Annotated in this window: 14 protein-coding genes; 5 read left to right on the top strand and 9 right to left on the bottom strand. The window is 59.5% G+C overall.

Annotated elements, in window-relative coordinates:
• The first annotated feature begins 36 nt into the window (after nt 1–36).
• The 4 genes from BGE01nite_RS01675 (at nt 37) to BGE01nite_RS01660 (ending at nt 2,738) form a co-directional block, all read left to right on the top strand.
• Nucleotides 37–573, top strand: a complete 537-nt coding sequence (locus BGE01nite_RS01675; protein WP_146848530.1) for an SRPBCC family protein — start codon at nt 37–39, stop codon at nt 571–573.
• A gap of 22 nt (nt 574–595) precedes the next feature.
• Nucleotides 596–976 (top strand): YciI family protein, encoded by a 381-nt coding sequence (locus BGE01nite_RS01670; protein WP_146848529.1) that lies wholly within the window; start codon nt 596–598, stop codon nt 974–976.
• On the top strand, nt 973–1,380 hold the full coding sequence (locus tag BGE01nite_RS01665) for a YciI family protein (RefSeq protein WP_146848528.1): 408 nt from the start codon (nt 973–975) through the stop codon (nt 1,378–1,380). Before BGE01nite_RS01670 ends, BGE01nite_RS01665 begins: the two co-directional genes overlap by 4 nt.
• Nucleotides 1,381–1,508: 128 nt before the next feature.
• On the top strand, nt 1,509–2,738 hold the full coding sequence (locus BGE01nite_RS01660; protein WP_218032872.1) for an RNA polymerase sigma factor: 1,230 nt from the start codon (nt 1,509–1,511) through the stop codon (nt 2,736–2,738).
• On the opposite strand, the gene BGE01nite_RS01655 is transcribed toward BGE01nite_RS01660, so the two are convergent.
• The 9 genes from BGE01nite_RS01655 to BGE01nite_RS01615 form a co-directional block, all read right to left on the bottom strand.
• Nucleotides 2,735–5,290: an ATP-dependent RNA helicase gene (locus BGE01nite_RS01655; protein ID WP_146848526.1), complete on the bottom strand. Its 2,556-nt coding sequence runs from the start codon at nt 5,288–5,290 to the stop codon at nt 2,735–2,737. The two genes, BGE01nite_RS01660 and BGE01nite_RS01655, sit on opposite strands and share 4 nt — an antisense overlap.
• Nucleotides 5,291–5,393: 103 nt before the next feature.
• The gene (locus BGE01nite_RS01650; RefSeq protein WP_146848525.1) at nt 5,394–5,852 is read right to left on the bottom strand and encodes an SRPBCC family protein; all 459 of its coding nucleotides are present in this window, start codon (nt 5,850–5,852) and stop codon (nt 5,394–5,396) included.
• A gap of 161 nt (nt 5,853–6,013) precedes the next feature.
• A complete protein-coding gene (gene katG / locus BGE01nite_RS01645) occupies nt 6,014–8,257 on the bottom strand; it encodes a catalase/peroxidase HPI (protein ID WP_146848524.1) in 2,244 nt (747 codons plus the stop codon).
• Between the two features lie 156 nt (nt 8,258–8,413).
• Nucleotides 8,414–10,261, bottom strand: coding sequence for an amidohydrolase (locus BGE01nite_RS01640; RefSeq protein ID WP_146848523.1), 1,848 nt, complete (start codon nt 10,259–10,261; stop codon nt 8,414–8,416).
• Nucleotides 10,262–10,280: 19 nt separating this feature from the next.
• The gene (locus BGE01nite_RS01635) at nt 10,281–11,618 is read right to left on the bottom strand and encodes an alginate export family protein (RefSeq protein WP_146848522.1); all 1,338 of its coding nucleotides are present in this window, start codon (nt 11,616–11,618) and stop codon (nt 10,281–10,283) included.
• Nucleotides 11,619–11,633: 15 nt separating this feature from the next.
• Complete coding sequence (locus BGE01nite_RS01630) at nt 11,634–12,167, bottom strand: antibiotic biosynthesis monooxygenase (RefSeq protein ID WP_146848521.1); 534 nt, start codon at nt 12,165–12,167, stop codon at nt 11,634–11,636.
• A gap of 88 nt (nt 12,168–12,255) precedes the next feature.
• Complete coding sequence (locus BGE01nite_RS01625) at nt 12,256–12,933, bottom strand: hydrolase (protein WP_146848520.1); 678 nt, start codon at nt 12,931–12,933, stop codon at nt 12,256–12,258.
• A gap of 85 nt (nt 12,934–13,018) precedes the next feature.
• Nucleotides 13,019–13,507, bottom strand: a complete 489-nt coding sequence (locus BGE01nite_RS01620) for a VOC family protein (RefSeq protein WP_146848519.1) — start codon at nt 13,505–13,507, stop codon at nt 13,019–13,021.
• An 84-nt stretch (nt 13,508–13,591) separates the two neighbouring features.
• Nucleotides 13,592–13,984: a hypothetical protein gene (locus BGE01nite_RS01615; RefSeq protein WP_146848518.1), complete on the bottom strand. Its 393-nt coding sequence runs from the start codon at nt 13,982–13,984 to the stop codon at nt 13,592–13,594.
• A 196-nt stretch (nt 13,985–14,180) separates the two neighbouring features.
• On the opposite strand from BGE01nite_RS01615, the gene BGE01nite_RS01610 reads away from it, so the two are divergent.
• Nucleotides 14,181–24,554: a Calx-beta domain-containing protein gene (locus BGE01nite_RS01610; protein WP_146848517.1), complete on the top strand. Its 10,374-nt coding sequence runs from the start codon at nt 14,181–14,183 to the stop codon at nt 24,552–24,554.
• Nucleotides 24,555–24,560 lie beyond the last annotated feature (6 nt).

Genomic DNA, 24,560 nt, shown 5'->3' with positions numbered 1-24,560 from the left:
CCTGAATCCAGAACAACACTCCACCCTCCTAACATTATGATCAAAAAGATCCTTCTCGGCCTCGTGGCCATCCTTGCTGTGGTGCTGGTCATCCCGGTTTTTAAGACTCCGCACTACCGTGTGGAGCGCAGTCTTGCCATTGCAGCACCACCTGCCGTGCTCTTTGACTACGTGAACAACCACAAGAAGTTCAACGAGTGGAACCCCTTCGCCAAAATGGATCCACAGGCCAAGATGACCTACAGTGGTCCAGAGGCCGGCGTGGGCGCTGTCTCCAGCTGGGCTGGCGAGCTGACCGGCGAAGGCTCCGCCACCATCACGGAGAGCAAGCCTAACGAACTTGTCCGCGAGCGCATGGACTGGAAGAAGCCCATGGAAGGCGTGAGCACCGTCGAGTTCACGCTCAAACCTGAGGGCGACAAGACCGTCGTGACCTGGGCGATGTTTGGTGAGAACAACTACGTCGGCAAACTCATGAGCCTCGTCATGGACTGCGAGAAGATGTGCGGTCCTGAGTTTGAAAAGGGACTGGCAAGCCTCTCACAGCTCGTCGCTGCCAAGCCTGCTCCGTAACCTGCCGCACACATCCAAGGACATGGAAACTCAGGAATACCTCGTGCTGTCCCGCGGACAGTGGGACAGCACCGCGAGCAAGGAAGAGATCGAAACGGCGATCACCAAGTTTTACGACTGGATCAATGATCACGTGGCCCATGGCCGCATGAAACACGGCAGCCGCCTCACCACCGAGCGCGCCGTGGCTTCGAAGACCGGCTACGTCATCGATTCAGCCTTCGCTGAGGGCAAGGAGATCATCGGCGGCTATTGGTTCATCATCGCCTCCAGCCTGAAGCAGGCGGCGGAATATGGAGCGCAGAACCCATGTGCTGCCCTCGGCCTCAGTTATGAAATCCGGCCTCTGGAAGGCGTGCGAGCCTCCGCCTACGACATCACCAACGAAACACCCCAGTCATGAACAACCAACAACCTGTCGGCGAACATTTGCTCTTCATCCGTGGCACTCATTGGGGCAGCTCTCTGTCCCCCGCTGAACTGCAGAATGCAATGACGGCCTTCTACGCCTGGGTCGATGGCCTTCGCAGCAAGGGCCTGCTGCGCGGTGCCCAGCCTCTGATGGAAGAGGGCAAGCTCGTCACGGGTGCCCGAGGCACAGTGGTGACGGACGGAGTCTTCGCTGAGTCCAAGGAAGCCATCGCCGGCTACTTCCTGCTCTCCACGGACAGCACTGCCGAAGCGGTGCGCCTAGCCCAGGAGTGCCCGGTGCTGGCTTATGGCGTGCAGATCGAGGTCCGTCCCGTGGCGGATGTCTGCGGACCCATGGCCGACGTCAAGGCTAACACAGAGGCAGCCGCAGCCTAACTAATTAATTGGCACAGCAGCCCACGTGTCACATGTTAATTTGAACAGTTCTTCCAGTTGACGGAAATCCGCCTCATGCTTCATCATGAGGTATGCATGCGGATTCCCCAGCCGGATTAACCGACGACTTGTTCAGACGCGAAAGCGGTCGCTTGATCGCGACGCTGGTGGCGCAGCTAGGGACGCATCGCCTGCAACTCGCGGAGGACGTGGTGCAGGAGGCCATGGTGAAGGCGCTGCAGACCTGGCCTTATCGTGGCATTCCTGACAATCCCGGGGCCTGGCTCATGCAGACTGCGAAGAATCTCGCTCTGGATTTGCTGCGCCGCGAGCAGCGCTGGAATGAGAAAGAAACCAGCATCGCTGCTGAATCCGGTCGCTGGCTGTCTTCAGGAGACTCTCCCATGCCGACAGACGATGAGATCGCGGATGACACGTTGAGGATGCTCTTCGTGTGCTTCCATCCGCAGCTCTCCATGGAGGCGCAGACAGCACTCGCTCTGAGAACCGTCTGCGGCATGAGCGCGGCGGAGATCGGCAGTTCCTTTCTCACCAGCGAGGCTGCGATCTCGAAACGCCTCGTGCGTGCGCGCCAGCTCATCCGTGAACTGGCGCTGCCCTTCACCGTGCCTGGAGTGGCTGAGCTTCCGGAAAGGCTCGAAGGTGTGCTCGGAGCCATCTACCTGCTTTTCAATGAAGGCTACAAATCCTCCAGCGGCACCACCTTGGTGCGTCATGATTTATGTCACGAAGCCATCCGGCTTGTGAACCTGCTGCTCGCGCATTCGGCAACCCGGCAGCCTCGCGTGTTTGCGCTGCTCGCCCTGATGTGTCTGAATGCTTCTCGCCTCGCCGCACGCACGGACAGCGAGGGACGTCTCATGCGTCTGCATGAGCAAAATCGTGCCGTGTGGGATCAGCGCTTGATTCACCAAGGACTGCAGGCTCTCGCCAATGCCAGCATCGGCGATGATGTCAGTCACTACCACCTGGAGGCCGGCATCGCCGCCTGCCACTGTCTCTCACCAGATGAAGCCAGCACCGACTGGCAGCGCATTCTCTCGCTCTATGATCAGTTGATGGTGATCCGCCCCTCGCCGATCACGGCGCTGAATCGCGCGGTCGCTGTGGCACGTCTGCACGGCCCCAAAGAAGGCCTCGCGGAGATCAGCAAGATCACGGATCGCAGCACGCTGGAAGCCTATCATCTTTACCACGCCATCCGCGGTGCCTTCGCAGCTGAGCTTGGCCGCACAGCGGAGGCACTCACGCATTTCCGCCAAGCTGGAAACCTGGCCACCACACCTTCGGAGCAGGATTTCATCCAGCGTCGCATTCGTGAGATTAGCGCGGTTTAACGCCACAAGACGCCCGGGAACTTCTTGGAGATAGCTTGGCGATGCTTCGGCCACTCGCGTGTCAGGAAGGCAGGCCAATCCTTGATAGTCGCCAGACGTTTGCCATCGGGAGTGCAGAGGCTAAGAAGCACCGGAAGGCGGCCTTCACAGAGGCTGGGGTGCTCTTTGAGCGCGAAGCAATCATAGAGCTTCACCTGCACTTCTGGCGACTCGTTCACGTAGGAGAGCTTCACCGTGCTGCCATCGGTCCACGGAATGGAGAGTGGCACCAGCTCATCCAGCCAGCTGACCTGCCCGGAGGCCAGATGTTGATGAAACGCAGCCATGAGAGGCGCAGCCTGGGCTTCCTTGACCAGTGAGAGTCCTTTGAAAGCACGGGCGAGACAGGCGGTGATGGCATCTGCATCCAAAGCGGCAAACTCCAGTTCTGGCAAAGTGCTGTGGACGAGATTCACACGGGCGATGAACTGCTTCAGCCGATGATCCATGAGCGGAAGATCAAAGGCTCCAGCGCGATGAGCTTCAGCGAGGCAACGACCGCTGGCGATGGGATCGAGATCGCGCTGCTGCGCTTTCTGCTCAATGACGAGATCTCGATAGCGCACGAGTTTCACGGCGGCGACACGCTTGTTCTGCGCATCAAAGAGGTGCTCGATGGTGGTGCTCAGATGCTGCGGAAACATCTCGGCGATCCACTCAGGCTTCACGCTGGTGGCGAGACTGAGCAGAGTCAATGAACTGGCACCCCGAGAAGGCGCATCTCGCAGATTCGCGGCCACCAAAAAGGTGGCAGCCTGCACCACGCTCTCACGAACAAGCTGGCCTTGCCGGTGCTCGGTGAGGTCGCACTCAGGCCTGCCGGGCACGCGCCGTTTGGCGAGCTGATCCGCAAAGCCAGCCATGATGCAGCGTCGCAAGGCTTCTTCATTCTTGGCTGCGCTCACGGGTGCAGCATCGCGGTCATGCAGACGCTGCTGCTGGGCTGCATTCAAGATCTGCTGAAACGTCTGCTCCACCTGACGGGCAACCTGGGCATTGATGCCATAGCTGCGGCAGCGCTCGAAGCTGAAGCCGTTCTCTTTGGCGAAGTCATAGGCACGCATGAGCGTGATGAAGTCAGAGTCCTCACTGTCCTCAAACATCTCACGCGCACTTTTGGTTTGGGCATCATCACGATCCAGACGCGCGAGCAGGTCACGTCCACTGACCAGGGCCGCGCACAGAGCAGCGTCAGGCACACAGCCTCTCTGGCTGGCCTCGATCAGCATGCGTGAGTAGCGTGGATGCATCGGGAGGCGCAGCATCTGGCGGCCGATGGGTGTGAGATTCCCCTGCTCCTCATGCAAAGCTCCGAGCATGGTGAGCAAGCGCTCGGCACGCTCCACAGCCTGCGGGTCGGGCTTGTCAAGCCAGTCAAACGTCGCGGCTTCGCGGATGCCGAGCGAGTGCAGCAGCAAGACGACCTCCGCGAGGTCACTGCGCTGGATCTCGGGCGTGTTACGCGCCTCACGGTCTTTATGACCGATCACGGTCCACAAGCGATGACAAGTCCCGGGTGCTGTACGGCCTGCACGCCCTTTGCGCTGATCGGCACTGGCCCGGCTGATGGGCTCAAGCAAGAGAGTGCCGATGCCACGCTCCGCATCATAGCGAGCCACACGCGCGACACCGCTGTCCACCACGTGACGAATGCCATCAATGGTGATGCTGGTCTCGGCGACGTTGGTGGCGACGATGACCTTGCGCAGAGAGTTAGGCGCAAAGGCGCGGTCTTGCTCTTGAGGTTCGAGCTCTCCATGCAAGGGGATGCATGACACACGCTCCTGAGTTCTCAGGCCTCGCAGTGCATCAAGAGTGCCATTGATCTCGCCGCGTCCGGGCATGAAGACGAGAATATCGCCGGGGTTACGTTCATGGATGATGCGCTCCACCGCCTCCGCCGCCTGCAGCGTGAGCGGACGTAAGTCAGGATGAGACAGGTATTCGACTTCAACAGGAAAGCTCTGGCCTTCGGAGACAAGGATCGGGCACAAGTTCAGATAGGCAGCCACCGGCTCCGCATCGAGTGTGGCCGACATGACCACCATGACGAGATCCGGGCGCTGACTTTGCTGCAGGTTCTTCACCAACGCGAGGGCAACATCGCTGAGCAAGTTCCGCTCATGAAACTCATCGAAGACCACCGCGCCGATGTTGGCCAGCGTCGAGTCATCCTGCAGCCAGCGCAGCAGAATGCCTTCTGTCACAAAGCAGATGCGCGTGCCTACACTGGTGTGGTCATCAAACCGGATCTGATAGCCCACCTCGGCACCGAGCTTGCTCTCACGCTCCCAGGCCACACGCGTGGCCACCGTGCGAGCGGCGACGCGGCGAGGTTGCAGCACCACGATCATTTTATCACCCGCGATTCCTCCATCGAGAAGCATCTGCGGCACCTGGGTGGTTTTGCCAGAGCCCGTGGGAGCCACGAGCACCAGACGATTGCCCACCTGCAGCGTGCGCAGGATGTCAGCGTGGATCTTCCAGATGGGGAGCGCGGTAGGGGCAGGCATGAAAAGGGGCGCGCATGCTATCGCTCAGCGCAGGTAATGCCAACGCGAAGCTCGACAACAACGACGAGAGTTTGCCGCAGCGCGCCCCAGTCCTGCCAAGCACTCACATGCCGTCCGGAATCTCAGGATCAACGAGCTGCGCGAGCTGGATGAGTGATTCCTGCCAGCCCATATAGCAGCCGTGCTCTGGGATGATGGAAGGCACGCCTTCCTGCGTGACCTTGATCTCAGTGCCGCAGAAGACTTCCTTCAACTCCACCGTGACATGCATCTCGCCGGGCAGGTTCGCGTCCTCGAACTTGTCTGTGTAGCGGATTCGCTCATTCGGTGTGAGCTCGGTATAAGTGCCGCCGAAGTAGTGGCTGGAACCCGTGGTGAAGTTCGTGAAGGACATGCGGTAGGTGCCGCCCACGCGGGCATCGATGTGATGCACCTTGGCGGTGAATCCAAAGGGAGGCAGCCACTTGCACTTGGCATCGGCATCCAGAAAGGCGCGGTAAACACGCTCAGGCTTGGCACGCAGGACGCGATGGAGGCAGATGGTATGGGTATCGGTTTTCATAGGTTTGGTGTTGGGGGTTCAACATCACGACGAACGGGATCGCGGCCGGAGGACAACTTTCGGAAATTATTTTTTCGGAGAGCACTCTCCTCAATAAAAACGCCCCGGACCTGCATGAGGTCCGGGGCGTGATTTTGAGCTTTCAGGTCTGACCTTGAAGGTTACACCAGATCGAAGCGGTCCAGGTTCATCACCTTGGTCCAGGCGGCGACGAAGTCCTGGAGGAACTGATCTTGCGAATCGGAGCAGGCATACACCTCGGCCACGGCACGCAGCACCGAGTTCGAACCGAAGACGAGGTCGGCACGCGTGCCACTCCACTTCGGCTGGCCTGATTTGCGGTCGATGCCGGCGAAGGCATTGCCGCATGGCGAGACCGATTTCCACTCCGTGCCCATGTCGAGCAGGTTCACGAAGAAGTCATTGGTCAGAGCCTCAGGTTTCGAGGTGAGCACGCCATGCTTGGCACCACCGACATTCAGCACACGCAGGCCACCGACAAGCACCGTCAGTTCCGGCGGAGTGAGGGTGAGCAGTTGCGCACGGTCGATCAGCAGAGCTTCCGCAGGTACGCTGTATTTGCCTTTGAGGTAGTTGCGGAAGCCATCGGCCACCGGCTCGAGCGCCTCGAAAGATTCAGCATCCGTCTGCTCAGCGGAGGCATCCATGCGGCCTGGAGTGAAAGGCACCGTGATGGACTTGCCAGCGTTCTTCGCGGCCTGCTCCACACCGGCACCACCTGCCAGGACGATTAGATCCGCGAGGGACACTTTCTTGCCACCGGCGGCAGACTTGTTGAAGTCAGCCTGGATGCCTTCCAGCACTTTCAGCACCTTGGCGAGCTGCGCAGGCTGGTTCACTTCCCAGTCTTTCTGCGGAGCCAGGCGAACGCGGGCACCATTGGCGCCGCCACGCTTGTCAGAGCCACGGAAGGTGGAGGCCGAAGCCCAGGCGGTGGAGACGAGTTCGGAAACGCTCAGGCCCGAAGCCAGCACTTTGCTCTTCAGCGCAGAGACCTCCTCCGGGTTGACCAACGGATGATCGACGGCAGGAATAGGGTCCTGCCAGATCAGTTCTTCTGCGGGAACTTCAGCACCGAGGTAGCGGGCACGAGGCCCCATGTCGCGATGAGTCAGCTTGAACCAAGCACGAGCGAAGGCATCCGCGAACTGGTCGGGATTCTCCAGGAAACGGCGAGAGATCTTCTCATACGCGGGATCAAAGCGCAGCGCGAGGTCCGTGGTGAGCATGGATGGCGCGATCTTCTTCGAAGCATCATGCGCATGCGGCACGGTGCCAGCGCCGGCATCGCCTTTCGGCTTCCACTGCTGGGCACCTGCGGGGCTCTTGGTGAGCTCCCACTCATAACCAAAAAGGTTTTCAAAGAAGCCATTGCCCCACTGCGTCGGCGTGGTGGTCCAGGTGACTTCGAGACCGCTGGTGATAGTGTCGGCGCCTTTGCCGGAACCAAAACTGTTCTTCCAACCGAAGCCCTGCTCCTCCAGGCCTGCGGCCTCAGGATCATGGGAGACATTCGATGAAGGTCCCGCGCCGTGAGTCTTACCAAAAGTATGACCACCAGCGATCAGCGCCACGGTCTCCTCATCATTCATGGCCATACGGCCAAAGGTATCGCGAATGTCATGGGCCGATTTGATCGGATCAGGATTGCCGTCCGGGCCTTCAGGATTGACGTAGATCAGGCCCATCTGCACAGCGGCCAGCGGGTTCTCCAGATTGCGGCTGTGGACCTTACCGTCAGCGCTGTCATCAGAGACAAGCACAGAGTCGCCTTCCACACCGGGGGAGCCGTGCGCATAGCGCACATCACCACCCAGCCAGGTTGTTTCGCGGCCCCAGTAGACATCATTGTCAGGCTCCCAGGTATCTTCACGACCACCGGCGAAACCAAAAGTTTTGAAGCCCATGGTCTCAAGCGCCACGTTGCCCGTGAGGATCATCAAATCAGCCCAGGAGAGTTTGCGGCCATACTTCTGCTTGATCGGCCAGAGCAGGCGGCGCGCCTTGTCCAGACTCACGTTGTCCGGCCAGCTGTTCAGGGGAGCAAAGCGCTGCTGTCCACGACCACCGCCGCCACGACCATCACCCGTGCGATAGGTGCCCGCGCTGTGCCAGGCCATGCGGACAAACAGCGGACCATAGTGTCCGAAGTCAGCGGGCCACCAGTCCTGCGAGTCGGTCATCAGTGCCGCGAGATCCTTCTTCACGGCGGCGAGATCCAGGCTCTTGAACTCCTCCGCATAGTTGAATTCGCAACCCATGGGGTTCGACTTCGACGAATGCTGGTTAAGAAGGTCAACACGCAACTGATTCGGCCACCAGTCTCGGTTTGTGGTTCCGCCGCCGGCGGTTTGATGGAAGGGGCACTTGGCTTCTGTTGTCATAGGTTTGATCTAGGGTGGGAGCTGAAGAAGACGACCGAATTAAGACCCCAGCAATACGCACGAGGGTATCACCGGGAGACTATCCATTCCGACGATTCTAATTTGATCTCTTTCCGTCTGTCACCCGAAAAAGCTGCACGAACGTGCTCCGGTCCATTAGAAGGCGTAACAGTCGCACCCACTGCCCCACAATTGCGGGAGCGGCGTGGCCTGAATCGTTGAACCACTGCGATTCATGACCGGCGCGATGTGGGGGGCAAAGCTGATGCTGCGTTCCGCCTTGGTAAATCCTGGTGCGCCATAGCCCCCAAACTTCGCCACCGGACTCCAGTCCGGAGTCACGGGCAGGTCAGGCGGCGAGTGCTCTTTGAACTCTGCCTCGGCATACACCGGCTTCCCGCCGAGGATGGTCAGCACGCTGTGCAGCCCTTTGATCTCCTCCTCCGGCACCTGGAAGTAGTCATCACTGAGCACGATGAGGTCCGCTAGCTGGCCGGGTTTGAGCACGCCTTTTTTCTCTTCGTCACGGCTGAACCAGGCGCTGCCATGGGTGTAGAGTTCGAGAGCTTCTTTACGGCTTAGACGATTCTTCTCCGTGTACAGGCTCAAACCCCCGACCGTCTTGCCGCTGACCAGCCAGTAGAGCGAGTTCCATGGATTGTAGTTCGCCACGCGTGTGGCATCTGTTCCCGCACCGACGGGCACGCCCATCTCCAGCATGCGGCGCACGGGTGGGGTGCGCTCCGCTGCTGCCTTGCCATAGCGATCGACAAAATACTCGCCCTGGAAGGCCATGCGATGCTGAATGGCGATGCCGCCGCCGAGAGCCTTCAAGCGCTCAATATTGCGGTCACTGATGGTCTCGCAGTGATCAAGGAACCAATGCAGGCCTTCGAGCGGCGCATGACGGTTGACCTCCTCAAAGACATTTAGGAAGCGTGTGATGCTCTCGTCATAGGTGGCGTGCAAACGGAAAGGCCAACGGTTCTCCGCGAGCAGGGTGACGACGTCTTTCAACTCCGTCTCCAACGTGGCAGGCAGATCAGGACGAGGTTCCAGGAAGTCCTCAAAATCCGCCGCGCTGAAGACCAGCATCTCGCCTGCTCCATTCACCCGATAATAGTCATCCCCCGTGTCCGGCTTGGTCATGCCGATCCAGCGCTCAAAGTCACCTTTCTCCCCACCTTTGTTTTGCGTGAAGAGATTGTAGGCGATGCGCAGAGTCAGCTCGCCGCGCTTGTGCAGCTCGGTGATGACCTCGTAGTCATCCGGGTAGTTCTGAAAGCCGCCACCCGCATCACAAACGCTGGTTAGGCCAAGCCGGTTCAGCTCGCGCATGAACTGGCGGGTGGAGTTGTACTGATACTCGATGGGCAGCTTGGGACCTTTGGCGAGCGTTGCGTAAAGAATGAGCGCGTTCGGTTTGGCAATGAGAAGTCCGGTGGGCTCGCCATTCTTGTCACGCTGGATCTCGCCTCCAGGCGGGTTTGGCGTGTTCTTGTCATAACCCACGGCCTTAAGCGCGGCGCGGTTCAGCATGGCCTGGCAGTAGAGATGCAGGATGAAGACCGGCGTGTCAGGAGCTGCTGCGTTGAGTTCATCCAGTGTCGGCAGGCGCCTTTCTTTGAACTGAAATTCGTTCCAGCCACCGACCACACGAACCCACTGTGGTGCGGGTGTGCGATCCGCCTGGATCTTCAGCAGTGCCAGGGCATCACTCAGAGAAGTCACGCCATCCCAGCGCAGCTCCAGATTGTAGTTCAGACCGCCGCGAATGACATGCAGGTGCGAATCATAGAGACCCGGCACCACGCGACGGCCTTTCAGATCGATGCGCTTCGTCTGCGGCGTGGTGATGTCCGCATACTCCTCACCCTCATCGACCGCGATGATGCGACCACCTGCGATGGCGATGTTTCCAGCCTCCGGGTAATCAGGGTCCAGCGTACTGATGCGGCCATTGTAGAGGATCAAGTCTGCCTTCTGAGTGGTTTCGAGTGACATGGGATAAGGTGAGTTGAGGTTAAAATTCGATGCGAGCAGCGATTTGCAAATAGTCCACGCTCCGGCCACCGACGCTCGTGAGCGAGGGGCCTGCTTCGTGGTGGGTGAATCCGATGGAAAGATCAAACGATGAATGCGGGTCCCAGGCCAGCGCCGCATTGTAGGCTGTGCCCAGATAGCGCTCGCCATTCGGCGCAGCACCAGCCACGGCATTGAAGGGCGGTGTGTAGACAGCATCCCCGGTATCAAACCGCCACAGGAAGTTCACTCCGAGATCCAGGCTCAGGCTTTTCGTGAGCTGAAGACTGAGGCGAGGATTGAGATTGTAGAGATTCGAGGGCGAGACGAAGCCGCCCTCGTTGAAATAATTGTTAGCCTGAAACAAGGGGTCGAAGGTATTGATCTCACCACTTCCCTGCCCGCCGGAGATCAGGTCACCGCGGAAACCGAGTGTTGGTTGGAAAAGCTGGTCTTTCCAGGTGTGCCCCAGCCCCAGGCTCACCGCTCCGGCCAGGATGTCCCGGTCCGCCACGTCACCCGTCTGCAGAATGAACTCGTGGTTATAACTCCACGGCCCTTCCTTGCCAAAAAGGCGTGTGCCGAAGGTGTGACGGATCTCCTGCTGCCCATCACTCAGCGGCGAGCTATCGAGGCGACGGCCCAGATAGTAGATATCCATGCCATGCCCCTCGCCGAAGACCGAGGGTCCCGTGGCATAGAGGCCCCAAAGTAGCGTTCGCTGAAAATACGAGGCATTGTCGAACTCCCCCGGACCAATGCGGACCGGCGAAGCCAGGATGGCGTCCACGTTCCAATCCGGCATCCGCCAGGAGAGACGCAAGGCATCATGCACCAGCCGTTGGTTCGCACCTTCGCGGTGCGCGAGAAGCCTGCCCGAACCATAGTAGAGAGTCTGCCGACCTGCCCGAAGCACGAGAGATGAGCGCGCACCGAGCTCCAGGCGAGCCTGCGCATAGAGCTGCAGCAGATCCAGCTGATCTTCGTCAGGTGGAGACTGCTCATTGCGCATGCCTTGCATCTCGCCCCAGGTCAGTTCGGTCATCAGCTTGAAGTCATCGCCCTCCTGCCAGACACCGAAGACCTGCACACGATGGTGCACCCAGGCGTCATCACGGATCGGCGCGAACCCGAAGTCCCGGTTCCGATAATACTCAAACATCGAGCGCGCATGGCCACCGAAGCTGAGCCTGCTCTGCCCAGCTTCATCCAGATCAACGTGCGCTTTGAAAAGCGACTCGGCAGGCGGCGGCACCCGATCCCAGGGATCGTCAGCCGCATTGGCCGCCCCTGAGAACGACACCATCAGAGCCAGAAGATGTCGCAAGGGGTTGCTCATAAATGCGGACGTGAATCAAACGTTGGAATGCAGCCAGCGATGCAGCAGCTTCGTGACCAGCGGCATCACGACCCAGGTGAGCATGGTGACCATGCACGCGCCGACAATCAATGAGGCGACCGGATGCGGCAGACTATGCAGATTCGGAATGACCAAAGCACCTAACAACAAGCTGGTGGGATACACGCCTGCCAGAGTGGCCACGGCCATCTTCCAGCGGGGAGGCTTGGGCGAACCCGGCTCGCGGAACCAGGCCTCAAGGCCATGCAATTCACGATACTGAGCCTCGCCCTCGGTGAGTGTTTGCGCGCGCTTTTCCCACTGCTGAAATTCCGGAGATGCGTAGAAGGCGTCCCGCTCCGCCTCGCTGGCAAAGGTGCGCAAGATGCCGTGCTCACGCGAGTCCGAACCCGGCGGAGGCAGCAGCAGGCTGGCACCGATCACACCACCGTGGCTGAACGAACTTTGAAAAAATTCCGTGAGCGCCTGCTGAAACTCAGCCTCGCAGCCGGGGCGCACGCTACGAGTGATGGCAACATGAACAGACATGAGAAGAAGGGGTGAAAATCAGAGAACAAGACGCGGGCGGGCTGTGCGGCTGGCCAGGATCCGCCCGCGCTGTTCACGGTGAGTTTTATCAATGCTTGGCTCCGCCGGTCACGACATGAGGCGACTGAGCGGACTGAGGTGCCTTGTGCACCATGGTGTAGGCATACTCCACACCCACGCCATAGGCTCCGGCGTGCTGTTTGAGGATGCCCATAAGGTTGTTGTAATGTTCGCGGTTCTTCCAGTCGCGCTGGAATTCCAGCAGGGCCGGGATGGTGGTGAGACGTGTGGCACCGGCCTGCACCATGCGGCTGAGCGCAGCCTCATGAGCCGCGGGAGAGGTGGCTCCGCAGCAATCATCCACGACGTAGATGTTATATCCGGCGCCGATCATCTCGATCGTCGGCCACGTGACGCAGACTTCGGTCCAGAGCCCGGTCATGATGATGTTCTTGCGGCCTGTGGCTTCGATGGCCTTGCGGAAACCAGCATCATCCCAGGAGTTCATGCTGGTGCGTTCGATCACCGGCTGGCCGGGAAACACATCCAGGAGCTGGGGCCAGAGGTAGCCGGAGAAGCTCTCTGTCTCCACGGCGGTCAGCACGGTGGGGACATTGAACTCCTTCGCGACCTTGGCGAGAAGGGTGACGTTGTTGATCAAGGTGGCGCGATCAATGTTGGACACGCCAAAGGTCATCTGGGGCTGATGATCGATGAAGACGACAGCGGCATCTTCAGCGGTGAAGAGTTGGTGGTAGTGGCTCATAGGAGTGGGTGCGTTGCGGGTTTGAGTTAGGGTGCGGTTTGGGGGAAATGAGAGGAAGCGAAGGTGGGATGGAGCGGGGCGGCTCTCACAGAGGAGCGGCTTTGAGCAACGACTCGAGATCCAGCGGCCCGGTGGTCATGGCGATTTCGCCGCGAGAATCGCGAGGCCACTCGGCGGGCTCGCGGTCCACGTAGAGCTCGAGACCGTTGCCATCAGGATCGCGGAGATAGAGGGCCTCGCTCACGCCATGATCGGAGGCACCATCCAGGGGGACTTGATGCTGGATCAGGCGCTTCAGCGCATCAGCGAGAGAGGCTCGATCAGGATACAGGATCGCGGCGTGGTAGAGTCCCGTGGTGCCCGGAGGCGGTGCCTTGCCGCCTTTGCTCTCCCAGGTGTTCAGGCCGATGTGGTGATGGTAGCCCCCAGCGGACACAAAGGCGGCCTGGGTGCCGTAGCGCTGGGTGATTTGAAACCCGAGCACACCGCAGTAAAAGGCCAGCGCGCGCTCCAGGTCAGCCACTTTCAAATGCACGTGGCCAATGCGGACTCCAGGATGGATGGCGGTATTCATCACAGCAAAAAAGGGTGAAGTTTAGAGACCGGGAGGGATGAGGCCGATGCCGTGAAGACATACGGCCCCGCGGCTTGTAGCGACTCAGGCCTTGAGCAGGTTGGCGAAAGCCTTGCGCTCTGTGAAGAGAACGAAGGCGGAAAGGACGGCCACGGCGATCACCGGAGGCTGGGTCAGGCCTGCGCCCTTGGTGAGGAAGATCTGGAAGGCCAGAATATTAATCACGATGGGGCCAAGGACCAGGAGACCGAAGTTGCGAGTCTTCGGCAGGGCCACGAGCACGCCGCCGAGGATCTCCAGCACCTTCACAAAAGTCAGGTAGCCCGTGGGGTAGAGGGCAGCCATGAAGAGTTTGTGAGGAGCGTCGGCCGGAGAATTGTCCGGCGGCATGGGGATGAAGTTCAGGAAGAAGTTCAGCCCGAAGGTCACGAAGGCGAGACCAAGAAGGGCGGCGGCGATGTTTGAGGTGAGTTTCATAGTGTTGAGGTTTTGCGTGTTTAGGTTTCTCTGACGGACCGAAGCTTCCCGAGAAGTGCCGTGTTGCAAAATGCAGGTTCCTTGGCCTGAGCATGTCTGTTGCGTATGGCCGGCTAGCCTCGCCAGGGGAGAGTGAAGTCCCTTCTCGCGGGACTCGCACCGCACCGTCTTTCGTGATAAATCTGTCACGGTATTCATGAAAAACCTTCCCCCTATGTGGCTGGCAGCGTTGATGCTGGCCTCGATTCACTTTGTCTCTGCACGTCTGCTGGCCGCGCCTTTCGCCGCAGGAAATCTCGTCATCTATCGCATCGGCACCGGCACGGGCTCGCTGGTCAACACGGGCAATCCGGTCTTCCTGGATGAATACACACCCACGGGCACGCTGGTGCAGTCCATCGCCCTGCCGACGACGGTGAACGGCATGCAGAAGAGGCTCATCGCCAGCGGCACGGCGGGCTCGGAAGGCCAGATGACTCTCTCGGCGGATGGCAGATACATTGTGCTGCCGGGTTATGATGCCACGCCGCCGCATTCCTCATCGCTGACCGGCACTGCATCGAGTGCTGTGAATCGTGTGATCGGTCGCGTGGATGCGCTGGGGGGTATCGACACCAGCACAGGCCTCACGGATGCGTATAGCGCGAACAACTTCCGTGGTGTGTGCTCCGCGGATGGCGCGCAGTTCTGGGTCGCAGGCAATGGCAACAGTACCACCGGTGGTGTGCGGCATGTGGCCGCGCTTGGAGCCACGACATCACTGCAACTCAGCACCACGAACAACAACCTCCGCCAGCCTGGGATCTTTAATGGGCAGCTCTATGTTTCATCAGGCAATGGTTCGACGGCTCGTCTCGGTCCGGTGGGTTCGGGACTGCCTAACACGGCGAGCCAAATCATCACCAATCTGCCGGGCTATCCCGTGAATCTCAGCCCGAACGCCTTTGTGCTGCTTGATTTGAGTGAGACCGTGGTTGGTGTCGACACACTCTACATCGCTGATGATGAGGCCACCAATGGTGGCATCCTCAAATACAGCTTTGATGGCACCACATGGACGGCACGCGGCAGTGCTGGCGCTGCGGCAGATGCGTATCGAGGCCTAACAGCAAGCGTTTTTCAACTCCCAAGTCCTGGAGTCAACCTTTATGCCGTGCGCAAAGGTGGCGGGACGGCCACTGGTGGTGGCGAGATCGTGAGCCTCTCAGACACGAGTGGCAGCACAGGCACATTGAGCGGCATGCCGACCTTGATCGCAACAGCCGATACGAACAAAGCCTTTCGCGGCATCGCCTTTGCGCCGCAGCGCCCTGACCTTCTGGCCGAGGTGGCCGGCCCATCGGGCTTCGGCCCGCAGATTCCGCCACCTTCCCTGCCCTACACGCGTGAACGTTTTCTGCTGCATGTGCGTGTTCACAACAGCGGAGGCGGCGCGGCCTATCAAGTGGGCGGGCAACTCACTCTACCCGTTGGTTTAAACTACGTCAGTGACAGTGCTGTCTCGGCTGGATTTCAAAGCAGCATCGCAGGTCAGGTGCTGACCTTCAGCGGCGGCACGCTTGCGGCCCATACGCAGGCCACCTTCACGGTACAGGTCGTCACAGAAGTCGCCGCCACCTACAGCATCCCCGCCGGAGCTTTGGTCATGGATCCGCTGAGCTTGGTGGATGAGTCGGATGAGGCCAACAACAGCTCCACCACGACTCCCAGCTTCGACGTCAATCACGCTGCGGACCTCAAGGTCAGCCTCAGTGCACCGGCCAATGCGCTCACCGGCAGCGCAGGCTTTGATTACACGATCATCGCGGGCAATGAAGGACTCTCGGATGCGCCGTCGGTTCGCGTCAGCTTCACGATTCCCGCAGGATTGAGCTTCGTGAGTGCCAGCGGTGCGGGGTTCAATGCCAGCGAGGACTCTGGTGTGGTCCATCTGGATGGTTCACTTATTGCGGATAGCAGCGCCACGCTTACCGTGCGGGTGACTGCCAGTGCGGATGGCACCTATACCGCGCCTGTTGGAGCTGCGGTGATCGGCCAGATACCTCTCACCCTTTTGATCGAAAGTGATCTCACTAACAACACCTCGACAACAGCAGCCACCACGGAGCTGCTGACCAGTGATCTGGCGATCACCAATGTGGCGAATGGCACTTTCCAAGCAGGTGACAGCGCGAGCTACACGATCAACGTTTCCAACACCGGCACTGGCAACACCCAAGGATTGGTCGCAATCACTGAAACGCTGCCAGCGGGCCTGACTGCAACATCTCTCACAGGCACTGGTTGGACCATCACCCAGGGCACAGGTGCTACGGTGAGCGCGACGCGGAGTGATGCCTTGCTTCCAGGCCAGAGCTACCCGCCGCTGACACTGAACGTTACCATCGCCACCAATGCTCCGACTTCGGTCATCAGCACGGCCCATGTCAGCGGTGGTGGTGATTCGATTGCCGCGAACAACTCGGCCAGCGCCACAACCTCCGTGCTTGGCGCAGGGCCGGGAGTCATCTCCCTCAGTTCCGCAAGTTACATCGCCCATGAAGAAGATGTGGCCGTGAGCATCAATCTCACGCGCACGGGTGGTCGCACTGGCGAGGTGATGGTCACTTTTGCGACGAGCAACGACACGGCCTCCGCAGGAAGCGACTATACCAGCGTGAATGCCATTGTGCCTTTTGCAGATGACCAGATCAGCCGCACCGTGCTCGTGCCGCTGCTCGGAGACAACGCGAACGAGCCTAACGAAACATTTAACATCACGATCAGCGCACCCACGGGCGATGCAGCTCTGGGGGCGATCACCACGGCCAGCGTGTTTCTTCTGGAGCCCGACAGCGCAGATCCGAAACTCACCCTCAAAGATCCCAAGCCCAACCAGCGGATCGATGAGGGTGCCGTGAGTGCATCTGGCGAGGTCTCTGACAACAAACAGGTGCGGCGTGTGCAGGTGAAGCTCAACAACGGCAGCTTTGCCGATGCCCAACTCACCCCTGGTAATGGCGGCAAAACGAACTTCACGCTACCACTGGCACCCACGCCTGGGTTGAACAACCTCGTCGTCAAAGCCTCCGACTTCCGTGGCAATGAGACGGATGAGCTGCTGCGCAGTTTTACGTATGTTGTGAAGCGTCCGCTCACCCTGAGCCTTGTCTCAGCTGGCAGCAGCACGGTGTCTATCAAACCAAACGAAGCGCTGACGGCCCTGGAACTTGGCAAAAGCTATTCACTGACCGCCAAACCAGTGTCCGGCAAAGTGTGGAATGGATGGTCCTCTCCCCAACTGACACTCAGCGATGCCCAGCGGCTGAACACGACACTGAATTTCACCATGACCGAAGGTCTGAGCATCACGGCGAACTTTGCTGACAATCCTTTCCATGTCTCCGTCATTGGAGATTTCAGCGGTCTTGTGCGTGCGGATGGCGGCACCACTCCATCTCACGACAATGAAGGTGCCATCAAGATCAAGGTGACCCCTGGCGGAAGCTTCAGCGGCACTCTGCAGATCGCTGGCACCAACCTTCCCTTTAACGGTGTTCTGGACACAGCGGGCACGGCACGCTTTGGCAATGAGCTCGCTATCTCGACCTTGCTCTCACGTTCTCCCAGGGCAGGCTATGTGCTCGCATTTGCCGCCGACCTAAGCCTCTCTGGCAGCAAGAAGATCACAGGCACTCTGCGGCGTCAGACACGCGAAGGTTCGGTGCCGCTTTCGACCTTAGAGGTGAACCGTCACGCCTATGATGGCAAGACGCCTGCGACTTCGGTCACGGACACCTTTTATACCTGGGCCATGCCCGCGCAGGCACAGACGAACGGCCTCACTGCCTCCCAGTTTCCACAGGGTGACTCCATCGGCTCCATCCATGTCAGCAAGAGCGGTGCGGCCGCCATCGCAGGCGTGCTGGCGGATGGGACGAGCTTCACCGCGAGTGCGGCTTTGAGCGCAGGACAGGATCTGCCGCTGTTCGTTCCCTTGGAGAAAGGCGCGGGTTCGATCAACGGCTGGCTGCACGTGGATCACACCCGCCCGGACACGGATGTCAGCGGCACGGCGATGCATTGGTTCAAGCCTGTGATTGCTGACGCACATTACTATCCATTTGGCTGGCCTGAAGGTGTCACGCTTTCGTTGATCGGGGCCCGTTTCACGGTTCCGGTGGGAGAGAGTGTGCTACCGGATCTTGCTGAGGTTTCGGGGGCGAATGCACTGCTTAGCTTTGCCCAAGGTGGTCTCGTCGGCCTTCTCGGGAAAGAGCTCGCCATCACGCCGACCAACGTCGTGACCAAAATTCCAGCCTCTGATCCGAGTTATGAACTGAAACTCACCGCCAAGACCGGACAATACACCGGCAAGTTTGATTTAGGCACCGGAGCGTTTGCCAGCTTCACGGGTGTCATTTTGCAGAAGGGCGAGCATCGGCGTGGCTTCGGGCACTTTCTCACGGCCAAGCCCAAGGTCATCAGTGGCACAGGCTTGAGTGGCGTGGTGGAGCTGCGAACCAAGTTTAATCCACGACTCACGTTGGTGATCTCCGAGGTGATGTCGAACAACGAGCACACCATCACCGATGAAGATGGTGCTTACTCCGACTGGCTGGAGATCTACAATCCCGGACTCACTGAGGTCGACCTCACGGACTGGTGCCTCACGGACAGCGCCAGCAATCTCGCCAAGTGGCGATTCCCAGCGGTCACGCTTGGACCGAAGCAATTGCTGTTAGTCTGGGCCAGCAGTAAGAACCGGCGCGTGCCTGGACAGCCATTGCACACGAACTTCAACCTTTTGGCTGGGGGTGAGTATCTCGCGCTGGTGAGACCGGATGGCGTGACGATCGAGCATGAGTTCTCCCCCATGTTCCCAGCCCTCGCGAACGATGAGAGCTACGGCATTCACTTCAGCGGTCGTCCCGCTTTGGTCCAGGGCGCTGCAGTGAAGTATCATTTGCCTGCGAACAACTCGCTCGGCACCACGTGGACGGCAAAAGAGTTCAATGACGCCTCCTGGAGCAAGGGAAAGACAGGCCTTGGCTTCGGAGTCGGCGTGCCCGGCTTCACGGTGCGCCAGGTCGCCTCCAAACCTGCCTTTGGGGCCGTGCTCAGCATCGCGGCTTGTGAGGCTCTGCTGGCTCTACCCAAGGGTCATGGGAACATTTTGAGCGAGGCGACGGTGATCGCACCCTATATCAACTACCTCGGCGATGGCGCTGAAGGGCGCTATGGCGACAACCTTTCCCTGCCGAATGGCACCGCTGAGCCCTATGCATTCAAGGCCATGGGCATCATCACCATTCCCGTGGCTGGAAACTATGTCTTCGGTCTGAACTCGGACGATGGCGGCCGCATCAAGATCGATGGAGTCGCAGTGATGACGGATGACAGCAATCATGGTCCGCTGGACAATCTGAGCGCGCCTGTGAACCTCACCGCCGGATCGCACACGGTGGAGATCATCATGTGGGAAGGTGGCGGTGGAGACTGCGTGGAGTTCTTTGCCAAAGCAGGCACGGACACAGCTTGGAATGCAGACTTCAAACTTGTGGGCGGGCCGGGAGGGCTGCCTGTCGTCACGAATCCGCCGAGCTCCATCAGCACGGCGAGCAACGTCATCAGCACGAATTTGCAGTCGGCGATGCAGGGCAAGCGTGCTGGCTGCTATGCGAGGCTTCCCTTCACCGTCACGAGCGTGGGATCACTGACCGGGATGACGCTGCGAATGCGCTACAATGATGGCTTTGTAGCCTGGCTGAACGGCACTGAGATCGCACGCCGGAATGCTCCGCTGACACCAGTCTTTGATTCCACGGCGACCGCCACACGCTCGGCAGCAGAAACATTGACCGAGGAAGTGATTGATCTGTCCGCGCAGATTTCTCTGCTCTCCGGTGGCACGAATGTGCTGGCCATTCATGGCATGAATGACTCGGTTTCAGATTCCTCCTTCCTGATCCTGCCGGAACTCAGCACCACGGCAGGACTCGCGGCGAATGCGGTGTTCTTCCGCCCTGGTGACACAGCGATCACAGCCACTCCGGGAACCATGAATGGTGTGCCTGCCTTTGATGGCATCGTGGCGCCTCTTGTGTTCAGCCAGAAGCACGGCTTCTACGACAAGCCGATCTCGCTCGCCATCACCACGGCCACTGGAGGTGCGAGCATCCGCTACACGCTGGATGGCTCCACGCCCACGGCCACACATGGCACGCTTTACAACGGACCTGTGGCCATCAGCAAGACGAGCATCGTACGCGCGATCGGTTATAGGAGTGGTTACGAACCTTCGGCACTGCTGACGCAGAGCTATTTCTTCCTCAATGACGTGATCCGGCAGTCTGCGAACGGTGCGCGGCCGTCGACGAGCTGGCCTGCGGGAACGGTGAACGGACAGGTGTCCGATTATGGCATGGACCCGGACATCGTAAACGGCACGAATCCGGAGATCGGCGGTGTGGACAAGGTCAAGTCTGCGCTCAAATCCATCCCCACGGTTTCAATCGTCACGGATCTGCCTAACCTATTTTCACAAGACACGGGCATCTGGGTGAATCCGTATGGACGTGGCGAGGCGTGGGAGCGCCCGGCTTCGGTGGAGCTGATTGGTGACAGCGGACCGAACGGCGGTTTCGACATCAATTGCGGTCTGCGACTACGTGGTGGCTTCAGCCGCAGCGGTGACAATCCGAAGCATGCGCTGAGGCTCTTCTTCCGCAGTGAGTATGGTGCGTCCAAACTGAACTACCCGCTCTTTGGCAATGAAGGTGTGTCCAGCTTTGACAAGATCGACCTCCGCACGGCGCAGAACTACTCCTGGTCCTTCGGCGGGGATGGCAACAATACTTTTATCCGCGAGGAGAGCACGCGTGAACTGCAGGGAGCCATGGGCCAGCCTTACAGCAAGAGCCGCTACTATCATCTCTATCTGAATGGCCAGTACTGGGGCATCTACGACAGCGATGAACGACCTGAGGCGAACTTTGCAGAAAGCTACATCGGCGGAGATGCGGATGACTATGACACCGTGAAGGGCGAGCAGGACCAGGGCTACGTCACCGGTGTGACCGATGGCAATCTGGACGCGTGGGAACAACTGCGAGTGAAAGCGCGAGCGCATTCAGCCGATCCGAGCAATGCGAACTTCTTCGCCATCTCCGGCAAGGCGGCGGATGGTGTGACAGCGACCAGCGATCCTGTGCTGCTGGAGGTGGACAACCTCATCGACTACATGCTGCTCACCTTCTGGAGCGGCAACCTGGATGGCGCCACGTCCGCCTTCCTCGGAGACTCGAGAGCCAACAATTGGTTCGCGTCCCGCAACCGCACGGGCAATTTTGGAGGCTTCCGGTTCTTCGCGCACGACTTCGAGCATACTTTTTTCAATGTGGATGAGGACCGCACCGGCCCCTTTGCCAATGGCAACCCGGCGGATGTCTCCACCTACAATCCGATGTTCATTCATCATGATCTCAGGCCGAACCTTGAGTATCGCATGATGTGGGCGGACCGGGTGCAAAAGCACCTGTTTGGCGGTGGCGCGCTCGTTGCGGAGAATGTCCAGACCAGGATGCGGGCACGCAAGACGCTGCTGGACAAGGTGATCATCGCGGAGTCGGCCCGCTGGGGTGACTCGAAGCGCGGGAACGACACACCGCTGAACCGCCTGAACTGGATTGGCGCGGTGGATTATGTGATCGAGAACTATGTCCCGGAACGCGGGAGCCGTGTGATCGCGCAGCTTCGCGCCGATGACCTGTACCCCAGCTTCGATGCGCCTGAACTTGCACAGAACGGCGGTCCGTTCCCGAGCGGATCTGAACTCATGATCACCGGGCATGGCGGCATCATGTACTACACGCTGGATGGCAGCGACCCGCGCCAGATCGGCGGCACTCTGAACCCCGCGGCGCAGGTTTACACCAGCAGCACCTCGACGATCCAGGCGGTGCCGCTCACTCAGACATGGAAGTATCTCGCAGATGGCAGCGATCAAGACAGTGCATGGAGAGCATCTGTTTTTGATGACAGCACCTGGAGCAGCGGCCCAGGCGAACTGGGCTATGGAGATGGGGATGAAGCCACGATAGTGTCGTTTGTGGATGCGAATGCCTCGGCCGCCGGCATGCAGAAAAATGCCACCACCTACTTCCGCACGTCTTTCGAGATCGCCGATGCCACAGGGCTGACGGCCGCAGCGCTGCAGGTGAAGTATGACGATGGTGTGATCCTCTATCTCAACGGCACGCAAGTGGCCCGCTCGCCGAACATGCCAGCCACAGCTGCTCACAACTACTACACCAATGTCAGCGCGCCGAATGAGAGTGCCTTCTTCACCTTCAACATCGATCCGGCGCTGCTGGTCACGGGCACCAATGTGCTCGCGGCCGAGGTGCATCAGGCCGCGCCGGACAGCAGTGACGTGAGCTTCCAGGCGTCTCTGAGTGTGACGCGCACGGACACCCCGACACCACTTTTCCTCACCGGCACGGGCAGCCGCACGCTGAAGGTCAGAGCCCGGCAGAATGATGAATGGAGCGCTCTGGTGGAAGCGGTCTTTGACGTGAGCCCGGCGCCTGATCTGACCGTATCGCTCAACCCACCGTCCTTCCCATTCGCGGGAGGAAGCTTCCAACTGGTCGTGCCAGTCAAAAACATCGGCAGCGCGCCGACCAGCGGCCTCATCGAGGTGACAAGCCCTCTGCCAGTCGGAGCGCAATCGGTGTTGCTGGGAATGGCCGCAGGCTGGACATCGCACCTCAATCCTGATGGTTCCACCACGGCCAGGCGAAGCACGCCGTTGCAGCCTGGCGAGACAAGCAGTTTGATCCTGATCGTAGACACATGGTCCACGGCTCCGAACTACATGCCGTTTTCTGCAACGGTGGCAGGAGGTGGTGAGATGATCCGCAGCAACAACAGCGCGAGCCTCGTGGTCAGGGTCAATTCCCAAGGAACCAGCCATTTTACTTTCGCGAACAATGTTTTTGCCGCTCCTGAAGCCGATGGCAGCGTGACCGTCACTGTAGTGCGCACTGGGACACGGACTGGCGCTGCCAGCGTGAGGCTGAGCACGAGCAACGGCAGCGCCATTTCTCCCGGCGACTATCAAGCCCAGGAGGTCATCGTGGAGTTCGCTGATGGGGAAGATGCCCGGGAGGTGCAGATCGGACTCACGCCAGATGACCGGAAGGAGATCCATAAGTACTTCACGGTGAAGCTCGACAACCCGACGGGTGGAACAAGCATTGAAGGGGTGGGCCAGGCACGCGTCACCATCCTGGAAGAGGATACGAATGCTCCGACGGTATCACTGACCACTCCCAGCGAGGCGGCGCGCATCGTGCTGGCAAACGTGCTTCTCAAGGGCACGGCCCGTGATGACAAAGGCCTGGGCAAGGTGCAGGTGGCCTTGAACAACGGTTCGTTCACCGATGTGGTGACCACCCTCGATGCCAAAGGGACCAGCGGAACCTTTACCGCTGAAGTCCCTGCCCTGGCTGGAAACAACACGGTTCGTATACGGGCGGTGGATGCGCGTGGGTTGATTTCGAATGAAGTGATCAGTCAGTTCACCTTTGTACCTTTGCGACCACTGACCGTGAACATTCTGCCTGCGGGTAGTGGCGATGTCAGCATCACTCCCGGAGGCAAGCTTTCACAGCTTGAGGTGGGCAAGAGTTACACACTCACGGCCAAGCCCAAGACGAGCTTCCTGTTCGATCATTGGTCAGGGCCCAGCATCAATACACCGTCACAGTCTCTGACCTTCACGATGAGCGAAGGACTGGTGATCAGCGCCAACTTTGCCGGCTCAGCCGTGGGCACGGCCAACGCAGGCGCCTATCAAGGGCTGGTTGTTTCCGATGCCGGTGTTCCGCGTCTGCAGGAGAGTCATGGCATCATCAGCCTCAACCTGACGCCGGCGGCATTGCTCTCAGGAAGTCTGCAACTCGGTGAGGTGAAGTATCCCTTTGCGGGAGAACTGCATCCCGATGGCAGCGCGCGATTTGGCAAGGAGCGCTCGATCTCGCTGATCATCCCACGGGTAGGTCGGGCCAGCCTTGTGCTCAGTCTTCAAATCAATCTGGCGATGCACACTTTGACGGGCCATGTGGGTGAGCAGACACGCACCGGCGTGGCACCTCTATGTGCGTTCAATGGTGCAAGGAAGCGTGCTCTGCTTGCTTCGAACTCTCCTTTGTTAGGCAATGGTGGAAAGTATCAGGTCACTTTGACCCAGGTGAATCCTGTGGCAGGAACATTGGGATATCCCGGCAATGCGGCAAGCATGCTTAAAGGCACGCTTGCCAAGTCGGGTGTGCTAACGCTGGCTGGCATTTTGACGGATGGCTCCAAGGTCACGGCTACCTGTGATCTCCTGGAGTCTAACCAAATGCCTTTTTACGAGCTGCTGGATGGCAAAGCAGGAAGCCTCGCCACAGTTTTGAACTGGAGCGAGGCCACACCGGGCTTTACGGTCACTGGCGGCTTGTGGTTCAAGCCGGTGACGAATCAAGGATTGTCCCCCTTCGGCTGGCCAGAGGGACTGGTGTTCAGCATCGAAGGGGAACCTTGATTTACC

This window comes from Prosthecobacter gellanilyticus (assembly GCF_007992435.1).
GTDB lineage: Bacteria > Verrucomicrobiota > Verrucomicrobiia > Verrucomicrobiales > Verrucomicrobiaceae > Prosthecobacter > Prosthecobacter gellanilyticus.
This window is presented reverse-complemented; position numbering and strand designations above follow the sequence as displayed.